Origin of the sequence: Kribbella sp. NPDC058245, assembly GCF_042882005.1 — a bacterium.
GTDB lineage: Bacteria > Actinomycetota > Actinomycetes > Propionibacteriales > Kribbellaceae > Kribbella.
The window spans coordinates 122,622-134,992 of the sequence record NZ_JBHVWY010000015.1; the positions used below are offsets into that span (position 1 = coordinate 122,622).

The 12,371-nt window shown below is 67.5% G+C and carries 11 protein-coding genes; 8 read left to right on the plus strand and 3 right to left on the minus strand.

Features of this window, described 5'->3' with window-relative positions; all coding sequences use genetic code 11:
- Positions 1-59: 59 nt before the first annotated feature.
- Positions 60-1,400 carry an FAD-binding oxidoreductase gene (locus ACFVWG_RS30850; protein ID WP_391546957.1) on the minus strand — a complete coding sequence of 447 codons (1,341 nt, stop codon included), beginning with the start codon at positions 1,398-1,400 and terminating at the stop codon, positions 60-62.
- 222 nt (positions 1,401-1,622) lie between these two features.
- On the opposite strand from ACFVWG_RS30850, the gene ACFVWG_RS30855 reads away from it, so the two are divergent.
- Genes ACFVWG_RS30855 through ACFVWG_RS30865 form a run of 3 tightly spaced genes read left to right on the plus strand, consistent with a single transcriptional unit; the run spans position 1,623 to position 4,953 of the window.
- On the plus strand, positions 1,623-2,738 hold the full coding sequence (locus ACFVWG_RS30855; RefSeq protein WP_391546958.1) for a LuxR C-terminal-related transcriptional regulator: 1,116 nt from the start codon (positions 1,623-1,625) through the stop codon (positions 2,736-2,738).
- Positions 2,735-3,844: a LuxR C-terminal-related transcriptional regulator gene (locus tag ACFVWG_RS30860; protein WP_391546959.1), complete on the plus strand. Its 1,110-nt coding sequence runs from the start codon at positions 2,735-2,737 to the stop codon at positions 3,842-3,844. Before ACFVWG_RS30855 ends, ACFVWG_RS30860 begins: the two co-directional genes overlap by 4 nt.
- Positions 3,841-4,953, plus strand: a complete 1,113-nt coding sequence (locus ACFVWG_RS30865) for a helix-turn-helix transcriptional regulator (protein ID WP_391546960.1) — start codon at positions 3,841-3,843, stop codon at positions 4,951-4,953. The genes ACFVWG_RS30860 and ACFVWG_RS30865 overlap by 4 nt, the downstream gene beginning before the upstream one ends.
- Before the next feature lie 6 nt (positions 4,954-4,959).
- Here ACFVWG_RS30865 and ACFVWG_RS30870 read toward each other — a convergent pair whose 3' ends face one another.
- Positions 4,960-6,621, minus strand: coding sequence for an acyltransferase (locus ACFVWG_RS30870; RefSeq protein ID WP_391546961.1), 1,662 nt, complete (start codon positions 6,619-6,621; stop codon positions 4,960-4,962).
- Between the two features lie 83 nt (positions 6,622-6,704).
- On the opposite strand from ACFVWG_RS30870, the gene ACFVWG_RS30875 reads away from it, so the two are divergent.
- From ACFVWG_RS30875 to ACFVWG_RS30895, 5 genes are all read left to right on the plus strand, one after another.
- The gene (locus ACFVWG_RS30875) at positions 6,705-7,778 is read left to right on the plus strand and encodes a LacI family DNA-binding transcriptional regulator (RefSeq protein WP_391546962.1); all 1,074 of its coding nucleotides are present in this window, start codon (positions 6,705-6,707) and stop codon (positions 7,776-7,778) included.
- Between the two features lie 153 nt (positions 7,779-7,931).
- The gene (locus ACFVWG_RS30880; RefSeq protein WP_391546963.1) at positions 7,932-9,245 is read left to right on the plus strand and encodes an ABC transporter substrate-binding protein; all 1,314 of its coding nucleotides are present in this window, start codon (positions 7,932-7,934) and stop codon (positions 9,243-9,245) included.
- Positions 9,245-10,219: a carbohydrate ABC transporter permease gene (locus tag ACFVWG_RS30885; protein WP_391546964.1), complete on the plus strand. Its 975-nt coding sequence runs from the start codon at positions 9,245-9,247 to the stop codon at positions 10,217-10,219. Before ACFVWG_RS30880 ends, ACFVWG_RS30885 begins: the two co-directional genes overlap by 1 nt.
- Positions 10,212-11,051: a carbohydrate ABC transporter permease gene (locus ACFVWG_RS30890; RefSeq protein WP_391546965.1), complete on the plus strand. Its 840-nt coding sequence runs from the start codon at positions 10,212-10,214 to the stop codon at positions 11,049-11,051. Before ACFVWG_RS30885 ends, ACFVWG_RS30890 begins: the two co-directional genes overlap by 8 nt.
- 24 nt (positions 11,052-11,075) lie before the next feature.
- On the plus strand, positions 11,076-11,525 hold the full coding sequence (locus ACFVWG_RS30895; protein ID WP_391546966.1) for a MaoC family dehydratase: 450 nt from the start codon (positions 11,076-11,078) through the stop codon (positions 11,523-11,525).
- Here ACFVWG_RS30895 and ACFVWG_RS30900 read toward each other — a convergent pair whose 3' ends face one another.
- Positions 11,526-12,362, minus strand: coding sequence for a hypothetical protein (locus ACFVWG_RS30900; RefSeq protein ID WP_391546967.1), 837 nt, complete (start codon positions 12,360-12,362; stop codon positions 11,526-11,528). It abuts the gene before it with no gap.
- Positions 12,363-12,371 lie beyond the last annotated feature (9 nt).

Consider the following 12,371-nt stretch of genomic DNA (forward strand, 5'->3'; position numbering starts at 1 on the left):
CCACCATGCGGCGTGTGCGGGGGTCCACCGGCCCAGGCTAATGGACCCTCACTCGGCACCTAGCAGGGCAGGGGGTAGTTGCTGATCAGAGTGCCCACCGGATCGACCCTCTGCTTGATCTCCCGCAGCCGCGCCAGGTCCGGCTCGGTGAAGCAGTCCTGCAGCGATCCCTTCGTGGACAGACCGGACGGCGGCAGGTCACCCGCCTGCCACGGAGACACTGCTTCCTTCAGCGCACCCAGCGCCTGCTCGGCTGAGCCCACCAGCTCCGGCACGGGCAGGATCGAGGCCGCCAGCAGCATGTACTGCGCCGCTGGGTCGGCCGATGCGATGCCGGGGTGAATCACGTCGTCGCTCGCCCGCAGATGCCGTAGCTGCACCTGGAAGATGAGCGACGGCTGACCGGCGTACTCGATCAGGGTGTCGATCAGCTCCGGTGTGACCTCGTCGAACGTGCTGGTCATCAGCGCGATCGCGGCCGGAGCGATCGGCTCCTGCGTGATCCCGATGACCCCGCTGGCCTGCCGAGGGCCGATCGTGTCGACCAGCACCGTCCCGGCAGCCCGGATCGGTTCCAACGCCGTAGCAACTGCCCCCGGGTCGTACGGCGCTGCTCCGTCGATCATGCAGAACGACTTGCCCCGGACTGCTTCCGGCAGATGCATCGCCGGCGGGTAATGAGTCAGGTAAGCCCACAGCGTCACGTGCTCCGGCGCCTCCAGGGTGGCCTTCCCGTACGCCGCCAGTACGGCGGGCGCCTGGTCGATCGGGAACATCAACCGCCCACCCACGATCTCGGGTGCCGGATGCAGCTCCACCTCGACCGACGTGACCACGGCGAAGTTCCCACCCCCACCGCGCAGTGCCCACATCAGGTCCGGGTCCGTGGAGTCGTCGATCCATCGGCGGGCCCCAGCCCCGTCGACGATCTCGGCAGCCCGCAGACTGCCCGCTCCGGACCCGTACGGCCGGGCGAACCAGGACAACCCGCCGCCGGTGCAGTACCCGACGACGGAGACGTCCCCGCTCGACCCCGGCAGACCGGTCAGCCCCGTCCCGTCCAGAGCGGTCTGCAGCGTCCCCCACCGGACTCCGGCCCCCACCCGGGCGATGCGGGCATGCGAATCCACCCACACGTCGTCGAGCGCGTTGGTGCGGACGACGATCGTGTTGTCGAGCGCACGGGTTGCGCCGTGTCCCCCTGCCTGCGCAGCGACCTTCAGGCCGTGCGCCGCGGCGAATGCCACAGTGTGCTCGACATCACCCGGTCCGGCCGCCTCCACGACGGCCAGCGGCTGCTGGTCGACGGTCAGGTTCCAGGCCGGTCGCACCGTCCCCCAGTCCGGGTCGGCCGGTGTCACCAGCCGCCCGGTCAGTACCTCTCGGAGTTCCTCGATCATGGGTAAAACCCTCGGGCATCCGCTCCTCAGGCGGTATCCCAGCTTTCTGGGTTGTTCACAGCGTTCGGTACGCACCGGCGGTCACAGCGGCCGGGCAGGTCGGAGTCCTCATGACTCCACAGTGGCCCGATCGGGCAGACTCCGGTATCCCAGAAGCCTGGGATGTTTCGGTCCCAGATTTCTGGGATGCCAAGTTGGGCCTCCGGGAGTCACACTCAACCTATGCAGACCTACCACGCGGAGTCCGCGCGCGCGGGCATCGAGGCCGCCGCACAGGCCGGTCTGCCCTGGCGGGAGTTCGCCCTGGCCGCCGTCGAGCTGCTGGAGCGCGCCATCCCGTACGACGCGTTGTGCGTCGGCATCGCCGATCCGACCACCGGAATGATGACCGGGTCAGCAGGTCTGGCCCGGCAGCCCGCCGCCCAGACCGAGTTCCTCGCACTGGAGTACGGCGTACCGGACTTCAACCGGTTCGCCGACCTGGCCAAGCAGCCGGTGGCAGTGGGGATCCTGGACGATGCGACTGGTGGCGATCCCGGTCGCAGTCCTCGGCAGCACGGCTGGCTGGCTGGACAGGGCTTGCGGCACGAACTGCGTGGAGTGGTCCGCAGTTCGGGGCGGATGTGGGGCGGGTATGCGCTGTATCGCAGCAACGGCCGTAGTGGCTTCTCACCGGCTGAGGCCGCGTTCATGCATCGAGTGGAGAGCACACTCGGTCTAGGTCTGCGCCGCGGACTGATCGCGGCCAGTATCGAGCGGAACCGCCGACAACGCGACGGCGCGGGCGCGGCCGTGCTGGTCTTCGACCGAGACAGCCAGGTGCTGTCGGCGACACCTGCTGCCGAACAGCGGGTCCTCGAGCTCGGCGGTGAGCTGTGGTCGCAGCTACCGCTGGTGGTGACCGGCCTGGTGCTGGCGGCGCGCGCCACGGTGACGGGATCCGGCAGCTTCGTCCCGGAGGCCAAGGTCCGCAGCCGAACCGGCGAATGGCTGTCACTGCACGCGGGGCCGGTGCGAAACCGCGACGGGTTCACCGGAGAGATTGCCGTCAGCATCGAGCCGGCCGGCGCGGCCGGTGTGATCCCACTGGTCGTCGCTGCCTACGGGCTGACCGACCGCGAGCGGGACGTCGTACAGCAGGTGCTGGCCGGCGCCAGTACGCGTGAGATCGCGACTGGGCTGCATCTGTCGCCGTACACGGTGCAGGACCATCTGAAGGCGGTCTTCGAGAAGGTCGGTGTCTCCAGCCGCCGGGAGCTTGCCTCCCGCATCTTCTTCACGCAGTACGCCGGCCGACTCGACCACGAGCTCGATGCGAACGGATGGTTCGAGGAATGAAGGCTTACCACGCGGAGTCGGCCAGGGCAGGGTTGCAGGCGGCAGCTGGGGCGGGGCTGACGTGGCAGGACTTCTGCGAGGTTGCTGCCGACCTTCTTGGCACGGCGATTTCCCACGACGGGATCGGGATCGGCCCTGCCGATCCGGCGTCCAGCCTGTTGTCGGGGGCGCCTGTCGGTGCGATGCCGTCGGCGGATGGTCACGACCTCGCGTTCCTCCAGCACGAGTACGGCGCCGACGACGTCAACCGGTTCTCGGACCTGGCGCAGCGTGCGGTCGGCGTGAGCATCCTGGCCGAGGCGACCGGAGGCCAGCCGGAGCTCAGTGCGCGGCACCGGACGATGCGGTCGGAGTGCGGGATGGAACACGAGATCCGTGGCACGCTGCGGTCCGCGGACGGGATGTGGGGCTACTACACGATCTACCGGAACGTGGGCCGCACCGGCTTCTCGCCGGGCGAGGCTGCGTTCCTGCACCGGCTCGAGCCGATCCTGACGACCGGACTGCGACGTGGTCTGATCGCGACCAACGTCAAGCGCCAGGAGGGTGCACCCGGTACGGCGGTGCTGATCGTGAACGCCGCCGATCAGGTCATCTCGGCCACCGAGGCCGCCGAAGAACGGATCACCGATCTGGGCGGTGAGCTGTGGGCGAAGCTCCCGCTGCCGGTCGCAGTGGTGGTGTCCGCGGCGCGCGGGATTCCCGGGCGGCCACCGCAGCTGCCGCGGATGCGGTCCCGCACCCTGTCCGGCCAGTGGATCAGTGTGCACGCCGCACCGGTCCGTGGTCCGGGCGGAGCCACCTCCGACATCGCCGTCACCATCGAGGCCGCCGGTCCCGCGGCGATCATCCCGCTGATCGTGGCGGCGTACGGACTGACCGAACGGGAGCGGGCTGTGGTCCAGCAGGTGCTCAGCGGCGCCAGTACGACGGAAATCGCGCGGAAGCTGTACGTGTCGTCGTACACGGTGCAGGACCACCTCAAAGCCGTCTTCAGCAAGGTTGGTGTCTCCAGCCGGCGTGAGCTGCAGTCCCGGATCTTCTTCGACCACTACCTCGGCCGCGCCGACAACGAACTCGACGCCAACAGCTGGCTCGCCGGATGAAGACCTACCACGCCGATTCGGCCAGCGCCGGGTTGCAGGCGGCTGCCGCGGCGGGGCTGAACTGGGCGGACTTCTGTCTGGCGGCGGCCGAGGTGCTGGCGCTGGCGATCCCGCATGACGGCATCTGCCTGGGTACGGCGGATCCGACGACCAGTCTGCTGTCGGGGCGGGTGAAGGTAGGGCTGAGCGACACCGACGGGGCGGGCGAGATCAAGTTCGTCATGCACGAGTACAGCGCCGACGACATCAACCGGTTCTCCGACCTGGCCCGACGCGACGTCGGGGTCAGCATCCTGGCGGAGGCGACCGGGGGGCGGCCGGAGCTCAGCGAGCGGCACCGGTTCATGGTGAGCGAGGCCGACCTGCAGCACGAGATGCGCGGCACACTGCGGTCCGATGCCAAGATGTGGGGCTTCTACTCGATCTACCGATACTCGGGCCGGAGTGGCTTCTCACCTGCCGAGGCCGAGTTCATGCACCGCCTCGAACCGATCATGACGAGTGGCATCCGGCGCGGGCTGATCAGTGGGGACGTGAACCGGCAGCAGTTCGAGCAGGGTGCGGCAGTGGTGATCGTGGACGCGGCCGACCAGGTCATCTGGGCGACCGCTGCCGCCGAGGAGCGGATTGTCGACCTCGGCGGGGAACTGTGGTCACGGCTGCCGATGCCGGTCGCGATCGTGGTCTCCGCTGTCCGCGGTGTGCCCGGGCAGGCGCCGCACGTGCCACACATGCGGCTCCGCACGCGCTCCGGCCAGTGGGTGTCTGTGCATGCCGCCCGGGTCCGCGGTCCGGAGGGTGTCACCTCCGACATCGCCGTCACCATCGAGGCCGCTGGCGTTGCGGCGATCATCCCGCTGATCGTGGCGGCGTACGGACTGACCGAGCGGGAGCGGACCGTCGTACAGCAGGTGCTGAGTGGGGCGAGCACGAACGAGATCTCGCAGCGGCTCCACCTGTCGCCGTACACGGTGCAGGACCACCTCAAGGCAGTGTTCGACAAAACAGGTGTCTCCAGCCGGCGTGAGCTGCAGTCCCGCATCTTCTTCGACCATTACGCGGGCCGGATGCAGGGCGAACTCGACGCCAACTCCTGGTTCGCCGAGTGACGTGCCTTACTGCCACGGGGTGGTTCGGGGAGGAATGAGGGGTTCGGGGCGGTGGACGCCGCGGGGGCGATAGCCGAGGGCGTCGGCGTGGCCTAGGTAGTCGGCGAGGAGCCAGACGACGGAGAGCCACATCTCGGTGCCTTGCAGGCCTGGGATCGCGCGGTCGTCGGTGCCGTTCGGGGCGAAGGCGAAACCCTCGTTGTCGACCCAGCGGTCGAGGATGCGCGTCAGTTGCTGCTCGGCCCACTGGCGCGCGTCCTGTTCGCCGTACGACGTTTGTTTGCGGGCGAGCCAGAGTGGGTGGATCACGTCGAGGACGTTGCAGGCGTTGTCGTTGTCGCCGGTGAACATGCGACGGTCGTTGCTGTGCGCAAGGAGTGTCTTGACTGCTTGCTCGGGATACGGGAGCGGGAGGCCGAACTGGGCGTAGGTGCCGCGGGTGAGGCGGTAGAAACCGTTCACCACTTGGAGCCAGCCATCGTCGGGATGCGGGCTCCCCCACATGCCGCTCGCCGGATCAGCGTTGATGGTGAGCCAGCCGATGAGCTGACTGAGATTGTCATCGCCCTTGTGGCCATGGTGATTGCGAGCGATGGCGGTGCCGAGGGCATCGATCGCAGCACCGGACGACCAGGCGTTTCTTGCCCAGGGCAAATTGTCCAGCTCGATGGTGGTGAAGGTGGTGTCGATGGGATGCTCGAAGGAGCTGCCAAGGACCTGGAGGGCGTAGCCGACACAGAGCACGTGGTACGGCGCTTCGCCTTGCAGGACTGAGAGTTTGGCGTCTGACGGAGTGGACAGGCCGGCGTCGGAGAGGTCTCCTGGTGCGACCAGTCCGGTGGTCGGGTCTTGGCGTGCGCGGAGGCGGCGGACTAGATCATCACGCGAGTGGCCGGCCGGAGTACGGCGTACTAGGAGGTCGGCAATCTCGATGGCGTCGCACCAGGGGCGGACGGCCGGCGCGTCATCGAGGCCGGGGCGGTCGACGAACCGCTCGCCGTCCCAGGATCGAGCCAGTACGGCGTCCACCTGGTCGCGGGCGCGCGCCGCGAACGCGGTGAGCCGAGCAGGGAGGCCCGCCACCGTCCTACCCGATCCCACACTGCCCGATCCCACCCTGGAGCGGAGGACTCGGGCGGGGTTGCCGGCGGCGATCGAGTTTTCCGGGACGTCCTTCGTCACGATGGCGCCGGCGCCGATGATGGTGTGGGGGCCGATGGTGACGCCGTCCAGGATGGTGACGCCGGAGCCGATCCAGACATCGTCGGCGATGGTGATGCCGAGGCTGGTGTGGGGCTGGCGGAAGATCGGTTCGCCGGGGGCGGTGCCGTGGTTGAAGGCCAGGATCGAGGTGTGGGCGCCGATGCGGACGCCGTCGCCGATCGTGACCTTGCCGCGGACGGTGGTGAAGGGGTTCATGGTGGTGTCGGCGCCCAACGAGATGTGACCGGTGACGTAGGCGTGGGCGGCGATATAGGAACGGTCGCCGAGAGCGAGTTCGTCACAGTAGACGGCGGCCGACTCGGCGACGTACACGTCGGTGCCCAGTGTCACTTCGCCAGTCAGCCCGGCCTGGCGTGAGGTCTGGCGGGATCGCTCGGCGGGCGAGGCGGTTCGGGCGTACTCCCAGGGCAGGAAATCCAGTCGCAACGGTTCGGTCGACGTCATGGGATAACGCTATCCAACACTCAGGAATACCGCTTGGCCGAAACCGGCGCTGCTACTCTCCCGACCATGCGGAGTGGGAATGCATGACGACCGGATCCTTGACTGACGGCGACGCCGACGGTCCGGCCGATGCTGCGCGGCGTGGGCACCGAGTCACGATCAGCGACCTCGCGCGCCAACTGCAGATCTCCAAAGCCTCGGTCTCCTACGCACTGAACGGCCGCGCCGGAGTCAGCGAGGAGACCCGGCAGCGGGTGCTCGACCTGGCCGAGGAGCTCGGCTTCCACCCGAACTCGGCCGCCGTCGCGCTGTCGGCCAGCCGGACTCGCACGATCGGCATCGTGATCGCCCGCGATCCCACGCTGATCTCGACCGAGGCGTTCTACATGCGCACTCTGGTCGGCATCGAGCAGTACCTGAACGAGGTCGACTCGTCGCTCCTGCTGCGCCTCACCGGCGAGAACGGCGAAGACCTCGACGTACTGCGGCGCTGGTCGCGGCAGGGCCGGGTCGACGGGTTCGTGCTGTTCGACGAGCACGAGAACGACCCGCGGATCCCGTTGCTGCGGGAGCTCGGCGTGCCGTGCGTCGTGGTCAGTTCGAACGCCCCGGACGACGGCGTCGGCCGCCTGATCAGCCGGCCGGAGGAGACCGTGACGCTCCTGCTCGACCACCTCGCCGAGCTCGGGCACCGCGACATCGCCCACGTCAGCGGCCCGTTCCACTTCATTCACGAACAGCTCCGCGTCCAGCTCCTGCGCCGGTACGCCGAACGCCGGGGTATCGCGGTTCGTCACGTCGAAGGCAATTACCGCTACGAGGACGGCGCCGAGCACACCCGGCGACTGCTCACCGGGCCGGACCGCCCGACCGCCGTCGTACTGGGCAACGACCTGATGGCGGTGGCCGCTCTCCGCGTGACGGCGGAGCTCGGCATCGACGTACCGGGTGAGGTTTCGATCCTCGCGTGGGACGACTCGCCGCTGTGCGAACTGGCCGGCCCCGGCATCACCGCCGTCGACCAGCAGACGATGGAGCGCGGCCGCGCGGCCGCCGACCTGCTGCTCCGCCTGGCGGCTGGTCAGCAGCAACTCCACCTCGAGGCGCCTCCCGGCCTGCTCCGGGTGCGTACTTCGTCGGGCCCCGCGCCCATCTGACTACTCTGGGCAAGTGCACCCTTGCCGTCAGTGGCGATCACGTCACGAGGCAGTAACGAAGATCACCCAACTGAACCGGTTAGGGTTCCGGAACTTAACCGGTTAGGCCACTATGGGCCCACATCATCACCGCACGAGGACGAGGAGTCCGACGTGAGACTGCGTTCGCTTGTAGCCGCGGTAGCGGCGACCGCTCTGGGAGTCAGCCTGGCCGCCTGTGGAGGCGGCGATTCCGGCTCCGACGGAGGTTCGGGTGGAGACCAGACGCTGACCTACTGGGCCAGCAACCAGGGCACCAGCCTGGACAACGACAAGCAGGTTCTGACCCCGGTCCTGGAGCAGTTCACCAAGGACACCGGGATCAAGGTCAACCTCGAGGTGATCGGCTGGAACGACCTGCAGACGCGGATCCAAACCGCGATCACCTCCGGCCAGGCGCCGGACGTCGTCAACATCGGCAACACCTGGGCGGCCTCGTTGCAGGCGACCAAGGCGTTCCTGCCGTTCGACAACGACGCGATGACCGCGATCGGGGGCAAGGACAAGTTCGTGCCGACGGCTCTGGCGACCGGCGGCAAGGCAGGCGAGGACGTCACCTCGGTCCCGCTCTACGGTCTGGCCTACGGCCTGTACTACAACAAGGCGATGTTCGCGGCCGCGAAGGTGCAACCGCCGAAGACGTGGGAAGAGATGGTCGCTGCTGCGCAGAAGCTGACCAACCCTGCGAAGAACCAGTGGGGCATGGCGTTGGCAGCCGGCAGCTACACCGAGAACGTGCACTTCGCGTTCATCAACGCTGCGCAGAACAAGGCCGACTGGTTCGACGCCGACGGCAAGCCGACCTTCACCGGTGACGGCAACGTCCAGGGCGTGCTGCGGTACCTCGACCTGATGCAGAAGGACAAGGTCGCGAACCCGTCCAACGCCCAGTACGACAACGGCACCAAGTCGGTGAACGACTTCGCGAACAAGAAGGTCGCGATGGTCATCAACCAGAACAACGCCGACTCCTCGATCGTTGCCAACGGCATGAAGGCCGACGAGTACGGCGTCGTACCGTTCCCCGCGCCCGCCGGGGGCGAGCAGGTGGCCAGCCACGTGGCCGGGATCAACCTGTCGGTGTTCAAGAACACCAAGCACAAGGACGCGGCGCTGAAGTTCGTCATGTACATGACGGACGCGCAGACCCAGACCACATTGGGTAAGCCGTTCTCCTCGCTGCCGGTACTCAAGGACGCCAAGCCGGTGTTCACCACCGACGCGACCGAGGCCGCGACGTTCCAGGACATCTACAACACCAAGTCCAAGCCGCTGCCGCTGGTACCGGCCGAGGACCAGTTCGAGAGCACGGTCGGGAAGGCGATGAACAGCCTGTTCGCCAAGATCGCCACCGGCGGGACGGTCAGCGCCGACGAGGTGAAGGCCGCGCTCCAGACCGCCGAGGACCAAGTGGCCGCAGGCAACTGATGTCGGTCGCCACCCACGAAGCGAAGCCGGCGGCGGTGACGCCGCCGGCTCGCAAGTCCGCGCCCGAACACCGTCCCGGCCTGAAGCGCTGGCTGCCCTACGCGCTGGTGGCGCCGGCGGTCGTGATGGAGCTCATCATCCACATCCTGCCGATGGTGGTCGGGATCTGGATGAGTTTCGTCAAGCTGACCAAGTTCTTCATCGCGAACTGGTCGGCCGCTCCGAGCGCCGGGCTGAACAACTACAAGGTCGCGCTCGACTTCGACAACGCGGTCGGTGAAGGCCTGCTGAAGTCGTTCGGCGTCACGCTCGTCTTCTCGCTCGTCACGCTCGGGCTGTCCTGGGTGCTCGGGATGGCGGCCGCGGTCGCGCTGCAGCCGACGTTCCGCGGCCGGGCGCTGATCCGCACGCTGTTCCTGGTCCCCTACGCGCTTCCGGCGTACGCCGGGATCCTCACCTGGAACTTCATGCTCCAGCGCGACACCGGCGCCGTGAACCACGTGCTGACGCAGTTGCACCTGACCGACGGCAAGCCGTTCTGGCTGATCGGCGGCAACGCCCTGATCTCACTGATCACGGTCGCCACCTGGAAGCTGTGGACGTTCGCCTTCCTGACCTTGATGGCCGGGCTGCAGAGCATTCCGCGCGATCAGTACGAAGCGGCCGCGGTGGACGGTGCGGGCAACATCAGGCAGTGGCGCAACATCACGCTGCCCGCGTTGCGCCCGGTCAACCTGGTGCTGGTACTCGTGCTGTTCCTGTGGACGTTCAGCGACTTCAACACGCCGTACGTGCTGTTCGGTACGGCGCAGCCGCCGGCCGGTGACCTGATCACCTTCCACATCTACAACGCGTCGTTCCTGACCTGGAACTTCGGCTCCGGTGCCGCGATGTCCGTGCTGCTGCTGATCTTCCTGATGATTGTCACCGGCATCTATCTCCTCGTCACGGGAAGGAAGAGCCGCCGTGCTTGAGACCAAAGGCTTCAAGGCGTACCGGGCCGTCGTACTGGTGGTGCTCGGCCTGTTCGTGACGGTCCCGCTCTACGTGATGGTCACGTCGTCGCTGAAACCGCTGAAGGACGTCCAGGGTGCCTTCACCTGGTGGCCGTCGAACCTCACCATCGCGCCGTTCATCGACATGTGGAAAACGGTGCCGCTGGCAAGGTACTTCGTGAACTCGACGATCGTCTCGGTGGTCGCGACGGCGCTCTCGGTGGCGCTCGCGATCCTGGCGGCGTTCGCGGTGTCGCGGTTCAAGTTCCGCGGGCGGACGGTCTTCACCACCACGGTGCTGTCGACGCAGATGTTCCCCGGCGTGCTGTTCCTGCTGCCGTTGTTCCTGATCTTCGTGAACATCAACAACCAGTTCGGGCTGCAGCTGGTCGGGACGCGGCTCGGTCTGATCATCACCTACCTGACCTTCAGCCTGCCGTTCTCGATCTGGATGCTGGCCGGGTACTTCGACAGCATTCCGCGCGAGCTCGACGAGGCGGCGCTCGTGGACGGCTGCGGCCCGATGGGTGCGCTGTGGCGGGTCGTCCTGCCGGCGGCGCGGCCGGGCGTGATCGCGGTCGCGATCTACTCGTTCATGACCGCGTGGGGTGAGGTTCTCTTCGCCTCGGTGATGACGACGGAAGCGAACCGAACGCTGTCGGTCGGTCTTCGTCAGTACTCGACCCAGACCAACATCTACTGGAACCAGATCATGGCGGCCGCTCTCGTCGTGAGCATCCCGGTCGTGATCGGCTTTTTGCTTGCCCAGCGCCACTTTGTCGCCGGTGTGACAGCGGGCGCGGTTAAATAGCTGTTTGATCAGTATCTTGGAGACATGTACTTCGAGGACTACGTGGTGGGGACCCGGACCGAGCACCCGGGCCGGGTCGTGGTCGGCCAGGGGGAAATCGTCGAGTTCGCTCGGCGATTCGACCCCCAGTTCTTCCACGTGGACCCGGCCGCGGCCTCGGAGGGCCCGTACCACGGCCTGATCGCCAGCGGCTGGCACACGGCCGGGCTGATGATGCGCCTGTACGCCGACCAATACCTGTCCAAGGTGGCGAGCCTCGGCGGCCCCGGTGTCGACGAACTGCGCTGGCATCTGCCGGTCCGCCCCGGAGACATCCTGCGCCTCACCACCGAGATCCTCGAGGCCAACCGCTCCCGCTCCAAGCCGGACCGCGGCCTGGTCCGGACCCGCACCGAGCTCTACAACCAGGACAACACCCTGGTCTTCTCCTGCATCATCCTGAACCTGATCGGCGCCCGCGCCCCGGTCAGCTGATCACCGCGTCCGGGCGCCCTCGATGCTGGCGTCGCTGGACCAGGAACTGAAGATCCCCTTCTTGCCCGTGACGCTGATCCTCGTCGGCCGCTGGCAGATCACGTCGAAGCCGGAGATCGTGCTTCTGCTCGGGTTGCAGGTTGCGAGATTTCCCTGGAACCATTGCGCCGCCTGCGCCCGCAGGCTCGCATCGGGGAACACGACCGCCAGTACCGTTGGCAGCTCACTGTGCATCATGGCGAGTGTCCGGGGGCTCCCCTGCGGGTGGTCACCGGGTCCATTGCTGAACATCAGCAGGCCAACTGTCCCGACCAGCTCGTCGTCGCCCACCGACGGCCGGAACGAGATGACGCGATAACCGTGGTCCTTGAGGCACTCGATCGCGCCGCTCTTGTCCGGCTTGCAGGCATACCCCTTGGCCTTGACCGCCGTCTGCGCGGCAGTCATCGTCACGCCGGGGAAGCACTTGTAGCAGTCCCGCTTCACCGCGCTGGGCGTGGTGGAGGGATCGCTCGACGGCTGGCTGGCCGCCGGCGCACTTCCGCCGGCGGTGTCGTCGTCCCCCAGGATCAGCGCGACGATGCCGACCACGGCAAGCAGTCCCAGCACGACCGCACCGACCACGCCAGCGACGATCAGCCCGGTCCGGTTTTTCCGGGGCGGCGGTGGTGGCGGATAGCCGCCGTACTGCTGCGGATTCTGCTGCCCGTACGGCGGCTGCCCCGGCCCGTACTGCGGTTGACCGTACGGCGGTTGGCCCTGCGGCTGGCCGCCGTACGGCTGCTGCGGTTGTCCGTACGGGGGCTGCTGGCCGTACGGGGGCTGCTGATTACTCACAACCGACAA